Annotated in this window: 21 protein-coding genes and 1 riboswitch; of the genes, 15 read left to right on the top strand and 6 right to left on the bottom strand. The window is 61.1% G+C overall.

Annotated features, from left to right (window positions below):
• Nucleotides 1–44 precede the first annotated feature (44 nt).
• The gene (locus GSQ77_RS28810; RefSeq protein WP_254067877.1) at nt 45–665 is read right to left on the bottom strand and encodes a hypothetical protein; all 621 of its coding nucleotides are present in this window, start codon (nt 663–665) and stop codon (nt 45–47) included.
• A gap of 184 nt (nt 666–849) precedes the next feature.
• On the opposite strand from GSQ77_RS28810, the gene GSQ77_RS28805 reads away from it, so the two are divergent.
• Nucleotides 850–1,377, top strand: a complete 528-nt coding sequence (locus GSQ77_RS28805; RefSeq protein WP_158907518.1) for a TlpA disulfide reductase family protein — start codon at nt 850–852, stop codon at nt 1,375–1,377.
• Nucleotides 1,378–1,460: 83 nt separating this feature from the next.
• Here the strand turns inward: GSQ77_RS28805 and GSQ77_RS28800 are convergent, their stop codons facing one another.
• Nucleotides 1,461–3,008, bottom strand: a complete 1,548-nt coding sequence (locus tag GSQ77_RS28800; protein ID WP_254067876.1) for a GGDEF domain-containing protein — start codon at nt 3,006–3,008, stop codon at nt 1,461–1,463.
• A gap of 260 nt (nt 3,009–3,268) precedes the next feature.
• Between GSQ77_RS28800 and GSQ77_RS28795 the strand changes: the two genes are divergently transcribed.
• The 3 genes from GSQ77_RS28795 to GSQ77_RS28785 all read left to right on the top strand — a co-directional run bounded on the left by GSQ77_RS28795 (nt 3,269) and on the right by GSQ77_RS28785 (nt 5,492).
• A complete protein-coding gene (locus GSQ77_RS28795; protein ID WP_158907516.1) occupies nt 3,269–4,258 on the top strand; it encodes a CHAD domain-containing protein in 990 nt (329 codons plus the stop codon).
• Between the two features lie 110 nt (nt 4,259–4,368).
• A complete protein-coding gene (locus GSQ77_RS28790) occupies nt 4,369–4,668 on the top strand; it encodes a hypothetical protein (RefSeq protein WP_158907514.1) in 300 nt (99 codons plus the stop codon).
• Nucleotides 4,669–4,688: 20 nt separating this feature from the next.
• Nucleotides 4,689–5,492: a DUF4239 domain-containing protein gene (locus GSQ77_RS28785; protein WP_158907512.1), complete on the top strand. Its 804-nt coding sequence runs from the start codon at nt 4,689–4,691 to the stop codon at nt 5,490–5,492.
• Here GSQ77_RS28785 and GSQ77_RS28780 read toward each other — a convergent pair.
• Nucleotides 5,489–6,079 (bottom strand): TMEM165/GDT1 family protein, encoded by a 591-nt coding sequence (locus GSQ77_RS28780; protein WP_158907510.1) that lies wholly within the window; start codon nt 6,077–6,079, stop codon nt 5,489–5,491. The two genes, GSQ77_RS28785 and GSQ77_RS28780, sit on opposite strands and share 4 nt — an antisense overlap.
• Nucleotides 6,080–6,100: 21 nt before the next feature.
• Nucleotides 6,101–6,274: riboswitch (yybP-ykoY riboswitch) on the bottom strand.
• 205 nt (nt 6,275–6,479) lie between these two features.
• On the opposite strand from GSQ77_RS28780, the gene GSQ77_RS28775 reads away from it, so the two are divergent.
• Nucleotides 6,480–7,622 (top strand): porin, encoded by a 1,143-nt coding sequence (locus GSQ77_RS28775; protein ID WP_158907508.1) that lies wholly within the window; start codon nt 6,480–6,482, stop codon nt 7,620–7,622.
• Nucleotides 7,623–7,727: 105 nt separating this feature from the next.
• On the opposite strand, the gene GSQ77_RS28770 is transcribed toward GSQ77_RS28775, so the two are convergent.
• Nucleotides 7,728–8,564, bottom strand: a complete 837-nt coding sequence (locus GSQ77_RS28770) for a GntR family transcriptional regulator (protein WP_216854969.1) — start codon at nt 8,562–8,564, stop codon at nt 7,728–7,730.
• Between the two features lie 151 nt (nt 8,565–8,715).
• Between GSQ77_RS28770 and GSQ77_RS28765 the strand changes: the two genes are divergently transcribed.
• The 10 genes from GSQ77_RS28765 (at nt 8,716) to phnE (ending at nt 17,974) form a co-directional block, all read left to right on the top strand.
• Nucleotides 8,716–10,113: a 3-isopropylmalate dehydratase large subunit gene (locus tag GSQ77_RS28765; protein ID WP_158907507.1), complete on the top strand. Its 1,398-nt coding sequence runs from the start codon at nt 8,716–8,718 to the stop codon at nt 10,111–10,113.
• Nucleotides 10,114–10,168: 55 nt separating this feature from the next.
• Nucleotides 10,169–10,777, top strand: coding sequence for a 3-isopropylmalate dehydratase small subunit (gene leuD, locus GSQ77_RS28760; RefSeq protein ID WP_158907505.1), 609 nt, complete (start codon nt 10,169–10,171; stop codon nt 10,775–10,777).
• 150 nt (nt 10,778–10,927) lie between these two features.
• Nucleotides 10,928–11,962: an ABC transporter substrate-binding protein gene (locus GSQ77_RS28755; protein WP_158907503.1), complete on the top strand. Its 1,035-nt coding sequence runs from the start codon at nt 10,928–10,930 to the stop codon at nt 11,960–11,962.
• Complete coding sequence (locus GSQ77_RS28750; protein WP_158907501.1) at nt 11,959–12,777, top strand: ABC transporter ATP-binding protein; 819 nt, start codon at nt 11,959–11,961, stop codon at nt 12,775–12,777. Before GSQ77_RS28755 ends, GSQ77_RS28750 begins: the two co-directional genes overlap by 4 nt.
• Nucleotides 12,778–12,785: 8 nt before the next feature.
• Entirely contained in the window at nt 12,786–13,586 is an 801-nt protein-coding gene (locus GSQ77_RS28745; RefSeq protein ID WP_158907499.1) for an ABC transporter permease, read from the top strand.
• Nucleotides 13,579–14,352, top strand: a complete 774-nt coding sequence (locus tag GSQ77_RS28740) for an ABC transporter permease (RefSeq protein ID WP_254067874.1) — start codon at nt 13,579–13,581, stop codon at nt 14,350–14,352. Before GSQ77_RS28745 ends, GSQ77_RS28740 begins: the two co-directional genes overlap by 8 nt.
• 16 nt (nt 14,353–14,368) lie before the next feature.
• Entirely contained in the window at nt 14,369–15,259 is an 891-nt protein-coding gene (locus tag GSQ77_RS28735) for an oxaloacetate decarboxylase (RefSeq protein ID WP_158907497.1), read from the top strand.
• 126 nt (nt 15,260–15,385) lie between these two features.
• Entirely contained in the window at nt 15,386–16,285 is a 900-nt protein-coding gene (locus tag GSQ77_RS28730) for a phosphate/phosphite/phosphonate ABC transporter substrate-binding protein (RefSeq protein ID WP_158907495.1), read from the top strand.
• On the top strand, nt 16,282–17,142 hold the full coding sequence (gene phnC, locus GSQ77_RS28725) for a phosphonate ABC transporter ATP-binding protein (protein WP_158907493.1): 861 nt from the start codon (nt 16,282–16,284) through the stop codon (nt 17,140–17,142). The genes GSQ77_RS28730 and phnC overlap by 4 nt, the downstream gene beginning before the upstream one ends.
• A gap of 19 nt (nt 17,143–17,161) precedes the next feature.
• Nucleotides 17,162–17,974: a phosphonate ABC transporter, permease protein PhnE gene (phnE, locus tag GSQ77_RS28720; protein WP_254067873.1), complete on the top strand. Its 813-nt coding sequence runs from the start codon at nt 17,162–17,164 to the stop codon at nt 17,972–17,974.
• Nucleotides 17,975–17,995: 21 nt separating this feature from the next.
• On the opposite strand, the gene GSQ77_RS28715 is transcribed toward phnE, so the two are convergent.
• Together GSQ77_RS28715 and GSQ77_RS28710 are read right to left on the bottom strand one after the other, a co-directional pair.
• Nucleotides 17,996–18,214: a helix-turn-helix domain-containing protein gene (locus GSQ77_RS28715; RefSeq protein WP_254067872.1), complete on the bottom strand. Its 219-nt coding sequence runs from the start codon at nt 18,212–18,214 to the stop codon at nt 17,996–17,998.
• A gap of 52 nt (nt 18,215–18,266) precedes the next feature.
• Complete coding sequence (locus GSQ77_RS28710; RefSeq protein WP_254067871.1) at nt 18,267–19,574, bottom strand: type II toxin-antitoxin system HipA family toxin; 1,308 nt, start codon at nt 19,572–19,574, stop codon at nt 18,267–18,269.
• Nucleotides 19,575–19,699 lie beyond the last annotated feature (125 nt).

The raw sequence follows: 19,699 nt of genomic DNA, 5'->3' as shown, positions 1-19,699 counted from the left end.
ACCTTGCGCCGCGGCCTGGCAGTCAAAAAATCGTCGACCGAGCATCAAAATAACTTAAACGAATCGAAGAATTGATCGACCTGTTCGGTTGCGGGCTCGGTGGGTGCCACGATGACCACTTCGTACACGCGCGCGCCATGCGCAGCAAACCGCGCCGACATGAACCGGTGCTCGTGTTTGGAATCGGGGACGACCCCGCTGGCCGCGAACTGCGTCGCCGGGATGCTTTCGCCCGTCGCATCGAGCTGGATGCGCGCGGGCTGCACCTGGGGCGCCACACCAATGTTCCTGGCCAGCCCTTGTTGCAGATAATCGAGCACCGCCGCCTGCAACGCCGGGGTGTCGGCCGGCAGCATCACCACGCCGACCGCGAACACGGTGTCGCCGACCCGTGCGCTTTGCATCTGCATGCGCAGCGATTGCCCGGCAATCTGCACTGAACGTTCGTCCAACGCCGGCTTGGCCGGATAGGTCGCACTGAAGCCGCCGTCCGTGTTGGTGACGCTGCGCCAATCGAATGCAGGCGTGCACGCTGTCAGGCAGGCGCCAAGCGCCAGGCCGGCCGCGCCTAGCAAGACTTTCCGCGGATTCGGGAGTGCGCGGCGGATCACGTCAAAGGCGCGCAGCAAAGTAGCAAGCGAGGGAATGGTGGGTAGTTTGAACATGGCAAGGAAAAGGGGCCACCGGCACAAGGAGTGCCGGTAAAACGTCTATTATCCTTCACCCACGCCCGGCTTAGGTTCTATCGTCGGCCCAGCCATTTAAGAGGGCATTTAACGCCGCACTACGTCCTTCACCAATTTGCACTAAAATGCCAAGGCAGCTGGAAAAAGTCCCGAGGTCAAGAAAATGAATTCACCGCAAGCCGCTACACGTCGCTTCGCCCCCGCGCACATTGCGCTGCTGGTCGCGGCGATCGTCATTGCCGCACTCGCCTGGTTTGCGTTCGGTACCTCCAAGCAAGTGCCGTCGGCAACCTTCACGCTGCTATCGGGGCAAAAGATTTCGACCGATCAGCTCAAAGGCAAGGTCTACGTGATCAATTTCTGGGCGACCGATTGCGACACCTGCATCCAGGAAATGCCGCAAATGGTGCACACGTATAACGAATTCAAGGATCAAGGTCTGGAATTCGTCGCGGTGGCGATGAGCTACAACGCTCCGATGTATGTCGCCAACTACAGCCAGACGCGTCAGTTACCGTTCAAGGTCGCGCTCGACGACGGCAGCGCAGCCAAGCAGTTCGGCGACATCCAGTTGACTCCGACGACGTTCGTGGTCGACCGTGACGGCCATATCCTGAAGCGCTATGTGGGCGAGCCGCAGTTCTCGGAACTGGACGATCTGCTGAAGAAAGCGCTGGCCAAGCAGGCTTGAAAGCGCGTTTGACTCGATAAAGAGGACGGGGGCTCAGCCGGTAGAGAGAGACCCGCCTCTTACCCGGTAACGAGACCCGCCTCTCATCCAATAAACAGATCCGCCTCCTCGCGCGCGCACACTCGGTTGCGCCCGGTCAACTTTGCCGTATACAAAGCCTTGTCCGCGGCATCGATCAATTCTGTCGGTAGTGTCGTTCCGCGAGCCGGAACAAAGGCCCCCACACCCGCGCTCAACGTAACAAAACCCGCCGGATTACCGGCATGTTCGATTTTCAGGTCGTGAATCGCATTGCGGATTTTCTCTGCGACGTTCACCGCACCGATGACATTCGTGTTTGGCAGCAACACCGCGATTTCTTCGCCCCCGTACCGGGCCGCGAGATCGCCGGGGCGTTGTGGCGTCAGGTTCTTGATCGTGCGGCTAATCTCTCGCAAACACTCGTCACCGGCAGCATGGCCGTAGATGTCGTTATATTGTTTGAAGCAATCGACATCCATCATGATCAGCGCAAGCGTACTGGCCTCGCGTATGGCCCGGCTAAACTCGTTGCCTAGCGTCACGTCGAATTGGCGGCGGTTGGCCAGTCCGGTCAGGCCATCCTGCATCGCGAGCCGCTCCAGCGTTTGGTTCAGGCTTTCCAACGCATCGCGAGCGCGCACGACCTCGGTCTCAGCCTTGGTCCGAAATTCGATCTGCTGGATCAGGCGCCAGCCGAAGAAAGCCACCACCAACGCCAGAAAAATAACGCCCCCGGAATGCCAAAGCGTGTCGCTCCACCATCCGGACAACACTTCGTCCTTGGACAGCGCGGCGGCGACGAACAGCGGATAGCGCGTCAAACGACGGAAGCTGAATATCCGCGTTACACCGTCTTGCGAGGACTTCGTCAATCGCATCCCGACCGGGCCCTGCGCGACGTAATCGCGAAAGAGTCCGGTATCGCTCACGTTCTTTCCGACGGAACCCTCCGCTAACGGGCGACGCACCAGCATCACTCCAGATTCCGAAATAAGCGCAATTGCACCGGCGTTGCCGATGTCGAGGCTAGCGTAAAAGCGCGAAAAAAAATCGATATCGATCGTGGCCAGCGCCACGCCCGCAAAACTGCCGTCCGGGTGATTGATGCGTCGCGACACCGGAATAATCCACTTTCCGGTCGACCGGCTGATTACGGGGACCCCGATGTGAGGGCCCCGGTCGGTATGGGTACGATGAAAAATGAAGTATTCGCGATCCGAATTATTCAGATTCAGCAGAACCGCCTGGGAATCCGCAATCCACCGTCCGTTTTCGTCGTACACGAACAAACCGTTCAATTGCCCGAGCGCGGCCGCCTGTTGCGTCAAGACCGTGTGTATCCGCGCTAAAGCCGCCGGGCTGGTGCCGTCGTGCTCGATCCGTTCCACGATGCCAATCAGCGCGGTATCGGCCTCCTTGAGGGTGTCGTCCGCCTGCTGCGCGGTCGCGCGCGCAAGGTTCGACGCGGCCACTTCGGTTTGGCGCAACTCGATCGCGCGCCCGTTCCAGCTTCGCCAGCCGTCGATCACGATAAGACTCGTGCACACGGCCACCACAAACGCAACCGCTCGCAATGTGATGGAGGACCGCTTGAATATCGAATCGCTCACAATTTATAGGGCTCCGCGGGTAGGCAGAAACGGTGCACGCCGTTCAATATACAGGTCGGTGGACCGAGATCGAGTTCGATAAGCGAATTATCGGCGCCGCCGGCTGCAACTTGAATTGCCCGCGCACTGAGCAAAAACTTAATTTTTTACGTGAACGAATGGAAGCCAACGGGCGTCTCACCACAGAGCCACGCGGTTATTCTGAGTACTATAAATAATAGGCTCGGGGTCATCCCCAGCGATTTTTGGACCGCTACGACGTGAAAAGCGAAACCGCATTGACGCCTGACGCATTGACGTCTGAAACGACCGCTGCCGAAGGGTTTCGAAGCTTGGTTCCCGCCCTCATCGAAGCCGCGTTAGGTCGTGCGCGCGAGTTGGAAAACAAGTCCGACGCCGAAGATTTTCACAAGCTACGCATCGCCCTGCGACGTTTGCGTTCGCTTTGGTGGGCGTACGAGCCGCTGCTCGACAGCCAGGATGCCGAGCTTCATCGGGAGCAATTCAAGCGGCTCGCGGACGCTGCCGGCAACACCCGGGACTGGGACGTTGCGCTTGAGCTTTTCTCCAAGAAAAAACGCACGCGGACTTCGTTCGCCGAACTGCTGCCGGCCCTCGACGAGCAGCGCATCCGTGCATTGCTGCTCAGCCGCGCCACCATCAATCCCGCCGAGGTCGAGCAAATTTTGCAACGCGCGCTGGATGACGCGCTCGAACAACTGGCCCGCGACGACAGCGCGATCAAACTGACCCAATTTGCCAATGAGCGCATTCGCTCGGCCGAAAAAACGCTGCGCAAGCGGCTCAAGCAGGCAGCGAAATCGGATTGCGATTATGAGGCCCTGCATCGGGTACGCATCGCCGGCAAGAAAGTGCGATACATGCTGGAATTTTTCTTACCGGTGCTCGACGACTCGCATCGAACGACCCTCGAACACATGGCCGAGTTGCAAGAGGAACTCGGCGAGCTCAACGATTTCGTCGCCAGCGAAAACCTGATTCGGCACTACGCGAGCCAAATTGGGCGAAAGACCGGTGGGCGAAAGACCGGCGGGCAAAACACGAGCGAGCGAGAGACAAGCGGGGGAAACACGGAGCGGGGAAAAGACGCGGGCGGAAAAGACAAAGGAGCGCGAGACCAGGCCACACAAGGCGATGTCGACGACGCGTTGCGATGGCTAAAACGTAGAAAGCGGCGTCGCATGGATCGTGCGCACACGCTGTTAAAGCGCCTGCACGCCCATCGTTAGCGCTACGGCGCCAAACTAGGCTCAAGTAGGGCTCAATCTCGAGGGACCTACCGCGCGCCGTGTTATATGATTGCCCGATGGGCTTCGAGCCCTTCGACGGGAGGGTCCGTATGCAGTCTCCAACCGGGTCGGTTGTCGCATTGAGCTCCGCCGCATCGACCGTCTTTTCGATCGGCATGGTATTTCTCGGGTATTGGGGCTTGAACGAGTCGACGAAATGGCGGCCGCTCGACGTAGTGGTTGCCGCCTTGGCGATCTGCGGCTTCGTCTGCCTCGCCTCGGTGCCGTGGTTCGCCACCAAACCCAGTCACGACCCCGATGAGGCTGCGGCCTTGCGCATCGCGCGACGCGCGTTCCTGTTGGGCGTCAGCGCAGAGTGGCTGGCCATCGTTGTTTCCCTGTTCGCATGACAAACCGACACTGACCGGACATGTCCGAGATCGGCTCAGCCCTGCTGGTTTTTGTACTGCTGCTGGTCGGCACCGGCGTGGGCGTACTCGTTCGGCCCTTGCTGCCTGAAGAGCACAAAGCTCACGAAACCGTGCAGCTCATTCAGTTGGTTATCGGCATGCTCGTCACGTTCGCGGCGCTCGTGCTGGGCCTGATGACCGCCTCCGCAAAAAATGGCTTCGATGCCATCAGCAACGACTTTCGCACCTATGCGAGTGACCTCGTACGGCTCGATTCGAGCTTGCTCGAATACGGCCCCGACGCGAACCAGGCGCGCAGCGTCTTGCGCACTTATACCGCCGCTGCGATCGCGAGCACCTGGCCGCACGAGCCGGCGCCGCCCGGTAACGACTACCCGCGCCATCTACGCACGGACCCTGGCACGGAAGAACTCGAAAGCGTCGAACTCGGCAATTTGCTTGGCGTAGTGGAACGAGATATCCGCGCGCTAAACCCCAGCGACTCGCTGCACCGTTCCCTGGCTGACGATAGCCTGATGCAATTCGACCGGCTCAGCACAGCTCGCTGGAAATTGATCGAAGAAGCCCATAGTTCGATCTCCGAACCGTTCTTCGTTACGCTGACGTTCTGGCTGTTCATCATCTTCCTGAGCTTCGGGCTGATCGCGCCACGCAACGCGCTCGCTCTGGTCACCATCACCTTGGGGGCACTGTCGATTGCGTCGGCCGTCTACGTGCTCGTCGACCTGGACACGCCCTTCACGGGTTCGATCGCGATATCGAGTCAGCCGATGCGTGACGCGCTTGCCCATTTGAACCGCTAGAACATCGGATGCGCGACCGGGTATAGCGCAGTGCGCAGCGCGAATCCGCCCAGCACTACGAAGATGATGGCCGCAACGATATGCACGGCCTGTGCCGGTAGCCGATCGGAAAACCGGTTGCCCAGATAAATCACCGGGACATTCGCCAACATCATGCCCAGCGTAGTGCCGGCCACTACGCCAAAGAATTCGTGAAAGCGCGCAGCCAGGGCGATGGTGACGATCTGGGTCTTGTCACCCATCTCCGCCACGAAGAACGTGAGCGCCGTAGTCAGGAACACGCCCATCGCGCGCTTCGTCGCAATCGCGTCGGCGTCGTCCAGCTTGTCCGGAATCAGGATCCAGACGGCCATCAATGCGAAGGATGCGACCACCGCCCAATTCATGATGTTGGGGCTGACCACGCTCGCGAGCCACGCACCGAGCGCGCCGGAGCCGGCGTGATTCAGCACGGTCGCAACGAATACACCGAGGACGATCGGAATCGGCTTTTTGTAGCGGGCCGCGAGCACCAGCGAAAGCAGTTGGGTTTTGTCGCCGATTTCGGCCAGGCCGACTACGGTAGTCGACACGAGAAAAGATTGCATGGGATTCGCTCTGGTCACCGGGTCGCATGTCGAACGATGGCGCATATCCCCGCGACCCGGCTAGGTGGGAATACGCGTCATCGGTCTTGCCAGGCTTTACGCTGCGCACGCCATGAGCGGTTTACACCGCGCAAGTATGTTGACGTGCGCCCCTGGACATTGCGTCCAAGGCGGCTACTCCCCGAAGAGCGAGCGAATTATAACTGACCGCTAAGGCATGGGGCGATGAAGGATCGCTATCGCTTTTTATTCGCCATTAGCGCGAAACGCCGCGACTGCCTTGAAATATTCGGTCATCGACACTCTTTTTTCCAAATACAAACAATTCTCATTTATGTTTAGAATGACCGCTCTTTCGCTCATGCGGCGCCTCGCCTCTTGCATCTCGATCGTCAACGATATGAAAAGCAAATCCTTCGTCATTGCCTCATTGGCCGTCGCTTATGCCTGCAGCGCTCACGCGCAAAGCAGCGTCACGCTGTACGGTTTGATCGACGCCAGCATCGTCTACGTGGATAACCCAAAAGGTCAAAGCGTGGTGCAGGCCGGCAGCGGAACCGTGACCGGCAGCCATTGGGGCATCGACGGTCGCGAAGATCTCGGCCAAGGGACCCAGGCGATCTTCGAGCTTGAAAACGGCTTCAGTGTGACGAACGGCTCGATCCGGCAAGGCGGTCGGGAGTTCGGTTATCAAGCGTACACAGGGCTCGGCAATAACCGGCTGGGAACGGTGACTTTCGGCCGTCAATACGATTCGGTCGTCGATTATCTCGCGCCGCTCAGCTTCACCGGGGCACACCCGGGCGGTAACAACCTGAGCGTGCATCCGTTCGATAACGACAATCTGAACAACTCGTTTCGGGTCGATAACGCAGTCAAATACTCGAGCATCTCGTACTCGGGCCTGAGATTCGGCGCGCTATACGCGTTTTCGGATGAGGCAGGCGGCTTTGCGGACAATCGGCTGTACAGCTTTGGCGCGTCGTACAGCGTCGGCCCATTGAGCCTGGGCGCCGGCTATTTCCAAGCGAACAATCCTGGCAGCAGCAACACCGATGGCGCCATAACCCTGACCGAGCGGACCTTTATCGCCGCGCTGCAACGCACTTACGGCGCAGGGGTAAATTACTCGCTCGGCGCGGCAAAAATCGGCTTTGTCTGGACGCGCACGCAGCTCGGCGGTCTCACGATGATAAACGGCGCGAATAGCCTCGGGATTGCGGAGAATGGCGACGGCGCCAGCTTCGACAACTACGAAGTCAACGGTAGTTATCACCTCACACCCACTTTAAGCCTGAACAGCGAGTACACGTTTACCGATGGCAACCTGTCGAGCGCGACAGGCCAGCACCGTCCGAAATGGCACGAGGTATCGCTGCAGGCCGATTACTTTCTTTCCAAGCGGACCGACGTGTATCTGCAGGCCAGCTACCAACATATCAGCAGCGATGGTTCCGGTTTAAGCGCCGATATCAGCGGCCAAGGCATGTCGGGATCGGACCAGCAGTTGTTGGCGGCAGCCGGTTTGCGGCATCGGTTCTAGAGGCGCAGTCTAGAGGCGCGGTCTAGAGGCGCGGTCTAGAGGCGCTTCTACACGCCGGTTCTATAGGCACGGCCTTCGGCCGCGCAGTTCCAGCCCGTGCCGGTTCTACGCCGCGTCGTCTTTAGCCACGCTACGCCGACGTCGCCGGGTCGGCGGCGCTTTTAACAGCGCCTCGCTCGACGCCGCCAAAGCCGGGTCGATCTCGGTCGCATGGGGGTCGAGCGTCGGCGTGTTCACGTCTTCTTTCAAATCCAGACTCAAACGCGCATCGGCGATGTGACGGCGCATCAATTGCTCCGCCAAATCCCCATCGCGCGCGCGCATGGCCCGCAAAATCTCGCGGTGTTCTTCGTCGGCATTGGCGCGCTTGGGCGTCACGCCCGAGCGTGCGCGATATAGACGCAGCAGGTAATACATGTCGCCGCACAGGTATTGAATCAACTGCCGATTCAAACTGGCCTGGGCGATCCGGTAATGGAAATCCCATTGCTGCGGCTTGCGATGAAATGCGCTGCCGGCCGGCGGTTCGGCCGAAACGTGGCGAAACTCCACGCACTTCTCCAATTCGTCGAATTCGGCATCGCTCATATGCTGGGTCGCGAGCTTGCATGCGAGGCCCTCCATGACCTCGCGCACGGCAAAAATTTCACTCACATCCCAATCGGACAGCGCGGCCACGCGCACGCCGATGTGCGGCACCCGGTGGATCAGGCGCCGCCCTTCCAGTCGGTTGATCGCTTCGCGCAGTGGCCCGCGGCTGATGCCCAGCCGCGCCGCCAGCTCCGACTCGCTCAACTGCATGCCGGGCGGCAAAGTGCCGTTGAGAATCGCGTGGTCGAGCATTTCGCACGCACGGTCGGCCAGCGTCTGGATTTCGAGGCGGCGCATACCGGTATCGGGAGGCGCCAATGCCGAACGGAAGTCGGCTTGCTCAGTCGTCATGTTTGCGTTTTGATGTTTAAATTAAACTGTTGACAGGTATTGCACATACCTTCTATTCTCGCTCAAAAGAAGTAGACGAAGATATTTTTATCGCTCAAAAAAGTGCGACGAGATATCTTCTCGCTGACAAGAAGCAACGCGGGGACACAAGATGCAAACGCTTTTCAATAAAATATGGGACAGCCACTTCGTCGCGCGTCGCGACGATGGCAACGAGTTGATCTACGTGGACCGGCATGTGCTGCACGACCTGCATGCGCCGCCCGCATTCGAACGCCTGAAACGCAGCGGTTTTCCGGTGCGCAGGCCCGACCTTACGGTCGCGGTGACCGACCACATGGTCGCGACCGCGCCGCAGCGCACCGAAAGCAGCAACCCCGAGGGCGCGCCGTTCCTGGCCGCCACGCGCACCGGCTCGGCGCTGCACAAAATACGCCTGATCGGCCTGGACGATCCTGCGCAAGGCATCGTGCACGTGGTTTCGCCGGAGCTGGGCATAGCGTTGCCGGGCAGCACGCTGGCGTGCCCCGACAGCCACGCGTGCACGGTCGGCGGCTTGGGCACGCTCGGCTTTGCGACCGGCACGACCGAACTGGTGCATGTGCTAGCAACCCAGATGTTGGCGATTCGCAGGCCGCGCCAGATGCGCATCATGCTCAATGGCACGTTGAACGCGCATGTCACCGCCAAGGATTTGATCCTCTACCTGATCGGACATTACGGCTCGGCAATCGCACGCGGCCACGCGGTGGAATATGCGGGGCCGGTCGCGCGAGCGCTGCCGGTCGAAGCCCGGCTCACGCTATGCAATATGACCGCCGAATTCGGTGGCCGCACCGGGCTGATTGCTCCCGACGACACGGTGTTCTCCTGGCTGGCCGGGCGCGACTGCGTGCCCAGCGGCGCACATTGGGACGCAGCCCTGGCCAGTTGGCAACACTTGGCGAGCGACGACGCGGCGCACTTCGACCAGGATCTGGCCATCGACTGCAGCGACCTCGAGCCGCAAATTACCTGGGGCATCGATCCCACGCATGTGCTGCCGATTTCAGGACGCATTCCCGACCCGGCCACCGCGGCACTCGACGCGCGGCCCGGCTACGAACATGCGCTCGACTACATGGAATTGCGCGTGGGCATGCCGATCGAAGGCGTGCCGGTGGACCGCGTGTTCATCGGCTCATGTACCAACGCGCGCTTGAGCGATCTGCAAGCAGCGGCGGCTGTAGTGCGTGATCGCAAGGTAGCGCCTGGCATGCTGGCCTCGGTGGTGCCCGGTTCTTCCACCGTCAAGGCTGAGGCCGAGAGCCTGGGGCTGGACCGCATTTTCCGCGACGCCGGTTTCGATTGGCTGTCCTCCGGCTGCTCGATGTGCGCGGGTGTCAACGGCGACGAAGGCCGGCCGGGCCAGCGCATCGTCTCGACCACCAATCGCAATTTCGCCGGTCGCCAGGGCGCGGGCGTCAAGACGCATCTGGCCAGCCCCGCGATGGCGGCAGCGGCGGCGATAGCGGGCAAGATCGTCGACGTGCGGCGCTTTCTTAGTTGATCGATGAGTTGACCACTGAGTCGATCCCCTCCTCTCCTATTCTCCTTTTCCAGCCATGCGACGTTTCGAGCTAGTGCAAGGCATTGCAGCGCTGCTGCTGCAAGACGATATCGATACCGATCAAGTATTGCCATCGAGCTATCTGCGGGGTCTGCATTCGGACTACGGCGTGGGCCTGTTCGCGCAATGGCGCAAGGACCCCGACTTCGTGCTGGCTCGGCCCGAGTATCAGAGCGCAAAAATCCTGATCGCCGGTGCCAACTTCGGTTGCGGCAGCACACGCGAGCATGCCGTCTGGGCCATCGACGGATTCGGCTTCAGGGTATTGATCGCGCGCAGCTTTCCCGAAGTGTTTCGCGCCAACTGCCTGAAAAATGCGCTGCTGCCCATCGTCCTCGACGAGGCGCCGCACGCTGCGTTAGTGAACGCTGTGCGCGCCGCGGGCAGCACCGGCCAGTTCACGGTTGATCTGGTGAACCTGCGGATCGCCGGCCCCGACGGATTCACGCTCGCATTCCAGATTGCACCGAGCGACCGTACCGCCTTGCTCGAAGGGTTGGACGAAATAGGCATGTCGCTGCGCGCAAGCGATGCGATCGACGCCTACGAAGCACGTGAACGCGCCGAGCGGCCCTGGCTTCAGGAATTGAAAAAGCCGAGCTAAAGGCGCCGACCTAAAAATCCGATTTCAAAACGCAATCTAAAGAACCGAACTTCAGAACTCAGCTTCACAGCCCGATTTCACAGCCCGACTTCAGTGCCCAGCATAAGGGCCCACGTCACTTGCCCGGCTTATACGTTTTACGGAGGAGACATGACACAAAACGCCATAACCAACAAAGCCCCTGGCAGCACCACGATCCGCTCGGGGCGCAGGTGGCCCCGCGCACTGCTTGCGCTGAGCGCTGCTTGCGTCGCACTGTCAGCCCCGGTGAGCTCGCGCGCAGCCGAAGTCGTGGTGTCGCATTACGCCGAGCTGATGTATGGGGTACCGTGGGCGATCGCCCTCGACCAGGGCTTCTTCAAGAAGCGCGGTGTCGATATCACCGGCTTTCTGTCATCCGATGGCGGTGGCACTACGATCCGCAATATGATGGCCAGCGACATGCCGTATACGGAGACGGCATTGAGCGCCGCGGTGAGCGCTATCCATGATGGCCTGGATCTGAAGATCGTCAACGGTGCCGTCAATAATGCGGCGGACCTGGTGTGGGTCACGTTGCCGAACTCGCCGGTCAAGAACATCCACGATTTGGCCGGCCGCAAGATCGCCTACACGCGCGCCAGTTCAACCACCGAAGTACTGGGCTTGCTCGCCCTGCAAAACGCTGGCATCCCGACCGACAAAGTCACACGCCTCTCGCTAGGCACCATAGGCGGCGGTCTGACCGCACTCGATCAAGGCGCAGTCGACGCCGCGCCCGAGCTCGAGCCGACCTACTCGCGCAACATCAAGAAGTATCGCGTGGTATTCAACGTTGCTGATGTGATGCCGCCGATCACTCAGCATGTCGGGGTCGTCAGCACCAAGTTCCTGCACGATCACCCCGATCAGGTCAGGGCCATCATCCTCGCCCGCCGCGACGGCGTGCAATTCCTCAAGGCGCATCCTGAACAGGCCGCGAAGATCGCCGCGCAGGCCTACGACATGCCGCTGCCCACCATCGACACCGCACTGCATCGCCTGCTCGCTGCCGGTTACTGGGACGAGGGCAAATTCGATTATCAGGCGATGGACCGCTCGGTGGCCGCGCTGCATCTGGTGGGCGCTTATCCCGATCAGAAGGTCGACTGGTCGACCATCGTCGACGAATCGGCGCTGCCGCCCGACCTGAGGAGCAAGAAATGAGCGCCACGACCAAGGCCGCCAAGGTCGGCCTGCGCATCGACGCGCAGGGTTTGACGCGCCGCTACACGCGCGCGGATGGCAGTGAATTGCACGCGCTCGGCCCGATCGATCTGGCCTTGCGTCCGGGCGAATTTTTCTCGATCGTCGGCCCCTCCGGTTGTGGCAAGTCGACGCTGATCGATATCCTCACGGGGCTCGCGCCTCCCGATCAAGGCACTGTGTCCGCTGACGGCGTGCCCTATGCCGGCAAGGTGCCTGCCGGTGTCGGTCTGGTGCTGCAGGAGGACGCGAGTTTTCCCTGGCTGTCGGTGTGGGACAACGTCGCGTTCGGCCTGAAGCGTCTGGGCCGGTCGCAGCAGGACATCGACGCGCGTGTGACGCACGCGCTCGGGTTCATGGGCTTGACCGAATTTGCGCACTCACGCACGAATCAACTCTCGGGCGGCATGCGCCAGCGCATGTGCATCGCGCGCACGCTGGTGCTGGAGCCGCGTTTCCTGGTGCTCGACGAGCCGTTCGGCGCGCTCGACCAGCAGACCCGTCTGCTGATGGGCGACGAACTGTTGCGAGTGTGGCGCGAAACCGGCGCTACAGTGCTGTTGATCACGCACTCGCTGGATGAAGCCGCGATGCTGTCGGACCGCGTTGCCATCATGTCGGCACGCCCGGGCACCTTGCTCGAAACGATAGAAACCGGATGGGACCGCGACCGCGACAGTACGGTCGCCAGCACCGCGGCCTTCGGCGCGATCTCCGGCAGGTTGTGGGAGCGCCTGCGCGGAGAGTCCATGAAATCGATGCGAGGCGCGACGTGATTAGCCACGTGCGCAGTCAAGTCAAAAAGCCCGGTCTGCTGCGGCGCGCCGGCCCACTGCGCTTGGCTATCGTCCTGCTGGCCCTGGTGGCACTGGAGGTAGCCTGTCGCGCGGGGTTGATCAAGCACATCACCATGGTGCCTCCCAGCACCATGGTCGTCGCGGCCATCGATGCCCTGCTCGACCCGGCCATGCGGCACTCGATCTTGATCACCCTCGGCGAAGTGCTGGTGGCCAGCGTGCTATCGATCACGATCGGCGTGGCGTGCGGCTTCTGGCTATTTGCGGTGCCGTGGCTGCGCAAGTTGGCGGACCCGGTGCTTAGCGCGTGGTACGCGGTGCCCGTCTTCGTGTTTTACCCGGTCATGATCGTGCTGTTCGGCATCGGCGCGCGGCCGATTATCGCCATCGCCTTCGTGTTCTCAGTCGCGGCGATGGTGCTGAGCACCGTGACCGCGCTCGACCGCATTCCCGTTGCGCTGTTCAAGATGGCGCGCTTGCATCGGCTCGACTTGCCGCGCCGCGTGTTCTTCGTCTTGCTGCCTGCGGCTTTGCCACACTTGATGGTTGGACTGCGGCTGGTCACCGCCTATGCACTGATCGCGACGATTGCCGGCGAGTTTATTTTGTCCAGCGTCGGCATCGGTCACGAGATTGCGTTCAGCTATGACAACTTCATGACCTCACGCATGTACGGACTGATCCTGATCGTGATTTTTGCCGCGGTCGGGCTGAACATGGCGCTGTCGATGCTGGTGCGGCGCATGGGCGGAACGGTTACGGTTATCAAGGGGGTGTCCGGTGTCTAGTACCTACCGTTTGCAGGGACCGGCGCGTTGCCTGGGCCGTCTGCCATTGCCCGGCGGCCTGGCCGCGCTGGCGTTCGTCGCGCTTTGGCAAGTGCTGGCGCTGTGCCTCGGACCCGATGCGCTGTCGGGTCCGGTGCCCGCAGTGCAAAGGCTGATCGAAATCCTCGGCGGCGCGCGCTATCGCCCCGATCTGGTCGCGACCGCCGAGGGCTTCACAATGGCGCTGGCCATTTCCTGGATCGCGGGGTTGGCCGGTGCGGCCTGGCTAGGTATGCGGCATTTGGCGGGCGATGTCGCCGAGCCACTGCTGGTCTCGTTCTATGCGATTCCCAAGGTGACGCTGTATCCCGTCGTGCTGTTGATCTGCGGGCTCGGCCTGCCGGCCAAGGTCACCTTCGGCGTGATGCATGGCATCGTGCCGGTGATATTGATCGGCATGGCGGCGATTCGCAATCTCAAACCCGTCTATGTGCGTACCGCGCGAGCCATGCAGCTGTCGCGCCTGAACACGTTCTTTCACGTGCTGTTGCCTGCGGTTCTGCCGCAGTTCATTACCGGCATGCGCATCGGCTTTTCGCTGACGCTGCTGGGCACGCTGATCGGCGAAATGTTCGGCGGCGGGCGTGGCCTGGGCTACATGCTGATACGCGCGATCAACCTGGCCGATAACGACACCATCATGGCGATTGCCTTGCTGCTGCTCGTATTCGCGGTAACGGCCAACGGCGTACTCGGCTATCTTGCACGGCGCTTGGCCGGCGATTAAAGGAAGAAAAAAAACAATGCATCCAGGAAAACGTCTGCGAGAACTATTGGCGCAACCCCGCATCGCGGTGTTGCCGGGTGTCTATGACGCGCTGTCGGCCAAGCTCGCGCAAGCGCACGGTTTCGAGGCGCTGTTGGCAGGCGGCAATGCGGCAATGGGTACGCTGCTGGGCGAGCCTGATCTCGGACAGATCAGCATGCGCGACTATGCAGACCACTACGGCCGGATCGCCGCTGCCGTGCAAATCCCCGTGCTGGTCGATGCCGACACCGGCTTCGGCGGAGTCCACAGCGTGCGGCAGGCCGTGCGCGCGTTCGAGCGTGCCGGCGTGGCCGGGCTGTTCATGGAGGACCAGACTCTACCCAAGCGCTGTGGATACCTGGCAGGCAAGGCGGTCGTGCCGATCGACGAGATGCTAGGCAAACTCGCAGCCGCGCTCGACGCACGGACCGATCCGAATTTCGTGATCTGCGCGCGCACCGACGCGCTCAGCGTACTGGGGCGCGACGCGGCAATCGAGCGAGCACAGCGGTATTGGGAAGCCGGGGTCGACATGACTTTCGTGCAAGGCGCCGACCGCATGGAAGATCTGCGTGCCGTTTGCGCGGCAGTGCCAGGTCCGCAATTGGCCAATGTGTCGCAGGCGGCGCAGGTCGCCGGGGCATCGATAGCCGAGATCGAAAGCGCGGGCGCGGCGGCCGTCATGTACTCGATCACGACGATCCTGTCGGCCGCGCGCGCGGTCGATCAGGTGCTGGGGGCACTTAAGCGTGACGGCAATCTGAGCGCGGTGACCGAGCGCTTGATGCCGATCGAACGGTATAACGAGATCTGCGGCCTCGCCGAAAAAGAAGCGCAAGAGCGTCGGTTTTCAAACCCGACGCCGCGTCGATCACGCCCTGGTTAACTACGCGGCAGTTCAGCTCAACCCAGCCGATCACACCCCAATAAAGCGCCGACGGCCGTCACGGATCCGTCACAAGCGATCCCTATACTCATCGCAACTCAACGTTGTGCTGATGGGAGATTGAACTTGAAGGCGTCCTTATTACTAGCCGTGGCTGCTCTGGTTACGGGTTTCACTGCCGGCACGGCAAACGCTGCCGGCGTATGCCCAAATGGCGGAGTGATCCGGTTCGGCGTCGAACCTTTCGAGTCGGCACAACGCATCCTGCCCGTGTACACGGACCTCGCCAAGATGATCGGCGACAAGGTCGGCTGTAAGGTGGAGTTGTATGTCGCCACCAGCTACAACGCCGAAATCGAAGCAATGCGCAACGACAAGCTGGAACTCGGCGAGTTCGGCCCGTTGGGCTACGTGCTCGCGCACCAAGTTGCCCACGCTGAAGCCGTCGCCACCTTTGCCGGCGCTGACGGCAAGCCGGCTACCTATTACGCCTCCATCGTCACGTGGCCGGGTTCGGGCATCAAGACGCTGACCGAGACCAAAGCGCGCTCGTTCGCCTACGCCGATCCGGCCTCCACCTCGGGCCACCTGTTTCCCGCGTTCGGTCTGCGCAAGGCCGGGGTCGACCCTGACACCGGCGTGAAAGCCATTTATGCCGGCAGCCACACGGCGTCGTTCGAAGCGTTGCGCAACCACAAAGTGGATGCCGGCGAACTGAACAGCGAAGAGATCGCCAGCGCCAAATTGCACAACGAATACGACGCCGCCGCCTACACCACGCTGTGGCAGTCGGAGCCGATTCCGCTGGATCCGTTGGCGATTCGCGGCAATCTGCCTGCCGAGTTCAAGGCCCGCTTGGCCAAGGTGCTCAGCTCACTCGACTTGCACGATTTGCCGGCGGACGATCAGAAATTCCTGGCAGCCAATGAAAGCCCGGCTTTGATCACGGTGCCTCAGTCCGACGCTGCCTACAATCAGATCCGCGATCTGGTTTCCACGCTGCACATCGACCTCGCCAAGCTGTGAACACTCTGTATAGCAATGCTGACGCGTTTGCCCTGGATGATTCGGGGCATACGAACGTCGACGGCGGCCGGCAAGCTACGGTCGCCGCAAATAGCGCCGCCCGCACGGGCGTGCGCTTGGCTGTGCGCGACCTGGCCATGCGCTATCCGAACGGACACACCGCGCTCACCAATCTGAACCTGGCGGTCAACGCCGGCGAGATGGTGGTTGTCTTGGGCAGCAACGGTAGCGGCAAATCGACTTTCATGAAATGCGTAGTCGGCCTCAATCGACCAACCAACGGTTCGATCGAGGTCGCTGGGCGCGACCTGGCCCAGTTATCGGGCAAGGATTTGCGCATCGGCCGTCTGCCGCTCGCGATCATTTCCCAGAATGCCAATCTGGTCAAACGGCGTAGTGTGTTGGCGAATGTGTGCTGCGGCACGCTGGGCCGTCACCGTACGTTGGCTACTGCACTGGGCCGAATTCCGAAAAGCGAAATCGAGTCGTCGTTGGGCTTTCTTGACGAAGTTGGCTTGCTGCACCTGGCGCACCAGCGTGCCGGCACGCTGTCGGGTGGTCAGGCGCAGCGCGTGGCCGTTGCACGCGCACTCGCGCAACGCCCGCAAGTGCTGCTCGCTGACGAACCGGTAGCTAGCCTCGACCCGGAGGCCGCCGATGAAGTGATGCAATTGCTGCGCCGTCTGGCAACCGACGACGGCCTGGCAATCGTGTGCGTACTGCATCAGCCCGAGCTGGCGTCGCGCTATGCCGACCGGCTGATCGGCTTGCGCCGCGGCCGGATGGAATTCGATCAACCTGCATCCGCGGTGTCCAGCCGTCAGATAGCCAGCCTGTACACGTCAGAAGCCGCTTAAGGCTTGAGCCAAGACCCGCATGAATCAAACTTTTAGTCCTACCCTTCCTGGGGGCATGCCCCCCAGGAAGTCGGCGCTGCATACGGCATGGTTCGTATTCGCGGCCGTCGTGGCGCTGGCGGTATTCGCCCAGACGCTGTATGTCGTGCAGGCCCGTCCGCAAGACCTGATCACCGGCGCGCATGGGATGGCCGATATCATTTCGCGCGCAATGCCTCCCGCTTATGACCAGTTCGTGCCGAATCTTTGGCCGGTGCTGGAAACGATCGATCTGGCTATTTTCGGCACGGTGTTTGGCGTGTTGATGGCGTTTCCGCTGGCGATCCTGGCTGCGAGTAATGTGACGCCGGCTCGTCCGCTGTATTTTGGCGCGCGGGCGTTGATTGGTATTACCCGCGCGGTTCCTGATCTGGTTTGGGCGTTGTTGTTTGTTACGGCGGTTGGCTTGGGTCCGTTTCCAGGTGCGCTGGCGTTGGCGGTGCATTCGGTTGGTATGCTCGGTCGGTTGTTCGCCGAGGTTATCGAGGATATGGATATGGGGCCAGTGGAAGCGTTGACGCTGACCGGTGCCGGGCGTCTGCAGGTGTTCACGCATGCGGTGGTGCCCGGGGTGCTGCCGTCGCTGCTGGGGATTAGCCTGTTCCGCTTCGATGAAAACCTGCGCTCGTCGCTGATACTCGGATTCGTGGGTGCGGGCGGTATTGGGTTCCAGTTGCTGACTTCGATGAATCTGTTCCAGTATCAGACCGTATCGTTGCTGCTGATTATTACGTTTGCACTGGTGGCTTGTGCGGAGCGTGTTTCGGCTTATTTGCGCAGCAAGGTGACCTGAGTAGCATAGGAGGAAGGGCCGTTAAGTCGGCTGGTCGGGTTCGTTCCGCCGGACCCGGACGAAACCGACCTGCAGACCGAAGAGCTTTGCGACGCTGTTGAGGGAGTCGACGGTCGGGTTGCCGGTACCGCGCTCGATGTCCTGGATGACCCGGCGGCTGACGTCGCGATGCGCGGCGAATTCCTCCTGGGTCAAGCCTGTCATCTGGCGCATCGCTTTCATCGCCTCAGGAATGGTCATGTCGCCGCGGCCGATCCTTTCGTAGAAAGTTCGGCGCAGAGCGTTCTGCTCGTCACGGGTAGGTCGGGTCCGACGGGGCATGATGAGTCTCTGGAGGTTGAAGGGCTTTCAGTTGGCGGACCTGCGTATCAATGGATTGCGTCAGGAACTCGATGATGTCGCGATCGACGCCCTGCGCTTCCATGATGTCGGGCAGGCATTCGACCTGCTTGGCAAACCGGCTCAATGCCTGGGCGAGCACTCGGCGCTCGTGTTCATGTATAGGGAGCACCGCGAGCACGTCGGCCCAGTCCGTCAGCTCGATGCGGCTGTCGGGCGCATACCATCGCAGCGCACGTGGAATCAATTCGGGATCCAGATACATGGGCGCGAAGTCGAACAGGGGCGTGAGCCGGACCTGACCGTCAACCCGTTGCACGGCTGTATTGCGCGCGTGATTGTCTGTGTTGCGTAGCGCCAGATTGAGCACGTCCCGCTTGATGAATTCGAGTGTTTCTGCCGCGGGGTCGGTGACAACCTTGCGGATCCCGACCACCACGTCGAAGAGGCTCGGGCGCAGCTCAAAGCCGGACAACCCCAGAATGGATGCCACGCTTTCCTGATGAAGGCGAACGACTTTCCCATCGCGCACGATCCGGTCAAATCGCGGGATCAGCAGAACGTCGCCGTGAAGAGTCGGCAAATCCGTATGCGTACGAATACCCAGCGCGGCGGCCACCCGCATATACGCCGCTTCGTTGCGCAGGACTTTGTCATCGGCCGTGCTATTCCCGCGCGGTAGCTTCGCGATCAGGTGCTCCGCCGCATCGGCATCGGGCAGGACGGCATCACCATGCAGCAGGCCCGCTCGGTCCCTGGTCAGCAGGTATTTCGGCGCCGCACCCTGGACCCCCGTGGTGCCGGTGCCCAGCATTCCATGCAGGAACATCATCTCCTTGAATTCCGCGCTGCGCAAGACGACCTCGTCGATCGTCAGGCCGGGCAGGCCACGCGTGGCCGGGTGCCGTGCCACGTGTGTATCAAAATAGCCGACCGCCTCCGCCACCCGGATCCGGCCGATCGGATTGAAGGCGCCTGCGCGGACCAGCGCAAAGTCCGCGTTAGGGCCATCGGACAGTTTCAGCTCGCTCAACAAGAAACGACGACCGGCTCCCTGCGGGACAAGGTCGTAGAGGAAGGCGGGCATGGTCCGGGCCGCGCGAATGTCAATGTCTACGGGCTCAGCCAGTGATAGCGGAGCGTTCGTATGCTCCACGGCGTACATGACCAGGTAATTCCACTGGCAAAGGCCGCCGTTAAGCTCGATCTGCGCGCAGTCGACCCAGCGATCATCGAGAAATATCTGTAGGTTGCAATCCATGAAACAACTCCTTACGCATCATATATGCAGCACAATAAGGCGGTGGATTGATTATACGCTTCTTATAAGTGCTTTTTAGCAAATCGAACGATGGATGGCTTGCGCGCCTAATCTGTGCATCCTCG

The sequence above is a fragment of the Burkholderia sp. L27(2015) genome (assembly GCF_009765705.1).
Classification (GTDB): domain Bacteria; phylum Pseudomonadota; class Gammaproteobacteria; order Burkholderiales; family Burkholderiaceae; genus LMUX01.
Note: the sequence above shows the minus strand (reverse complement) of the source record. Positions and strands in the feature narration are given on the sequence as shown.

Excerpts from the sequence above, each read along its gene's own strand:
- GSQ77_RS28810 (WP_254067877.1), bottom strand. The coding sequence starts at position 665 with ATGTTCAAACTACCCACCATTCCCTCGCTTGCTACTTTGCTGCGCGCC.
- GSQ77_RS28805 (WP_158907518.1), top strand. The coding sequence starts at position 850 with ATGAATTCACCGCAAGCCGCTACACGTCGCTTCGCCCCCGCGCACATT.
- GSQ77_RS28790 (WP_158907514.1), top strand. The coding sequence starts at position 4,369 with ATGCAGTCTCCAACCGGGTCGGTTGTCGCATTGAGCTCCGCCGCATCG.
- GSQ77_RS28785 (WP_158907512.1), top strand. The coding sequence starts at position 4,689 with ATGTCCGAGATCGGCTCAGCCCTGCTGGTTTTTGTACTGCTGCTGGTC.
- GSQ77_RS28780 (WP_158907510.1), bottom strand. The coding sequence starts at position 6,079 with ATGCAATCTTTTCTCGTGTCGACTACCGTAGTCGGCCTGGCCGAAATC.
- GSQ77_RS28775 (WP_158907508.1), top strand. The coding sequence starts at position 6,480 with ATGAAAAGCAAATCCTTCGTCATTGCCTCATTGGCCGTCGCTTATGCC.
- GSQ77_RS28770 (WP_216854969.1), bottom strand. The coding sequence starts at position 8,564 with ATGACGACTGAGCAAGCCGACTTCCGTTCGGCATTGGCGCCTCCCGAT.
- GSQ77_RS28765 (WP_158907507.1), top strand. The coding sequence starts at position 8,716 with ATGCAAACGCTTTTCAATAAAATATGGGACAGCCACTTCGTCGCGCGT.
- leuD (WP_158907505.1), top strand. The coding sequence starts at position 10,169 with ATGCGACGTTTCGAGCTAGTGCAAGGCATTGCAGCGCTGCTGCTGCAA.
- GSQ77_RS28755 (WP_158907503.1), top strand. The coding sequence starts at position 10,928 with ATGACACAAAACGCCATAACCAACAAAGCCCCTGGCAGCACCACGATC.
- GSQ77_RS28750 (WP_158907501.1), top strand. The coding sequence starts at position 11,959 with ATGAGCGCCACGACCAAGGCCGCCAAGGTCGGCCTGCGCATCGACGCG.
- GSQ77_RS28735 (WP_158907497.1), top strand. The coding sequence starts at position 14,369 with ATGCATCCAGGAAAACGTCTGCGAGAACTATTGGCGCAACCCCGCATC.
- phnE (WP_254067873.1), top strand. The coding sequence starts at position 17,162 with ATGAATCAAACTTTTAGTCCTACCCTTCCTGGGGGCATGCCCCCCAGG.
- GSQ77_RS28715 (WP_254067872.1), bottom strand. The coding sequence starts at position 18,214 with ATGACCATTCCTGAGGCGATGAAAGCGATGCGCCAGATGACAGGCTTG.
- GSQ77_RS28710 (WP_254067871.1), bottom strand. The coding sequence starts at position 19,574 with ATGGATTGCAACCTACAGATATTTCTCGATGATCGCTGGGTCGACTGC.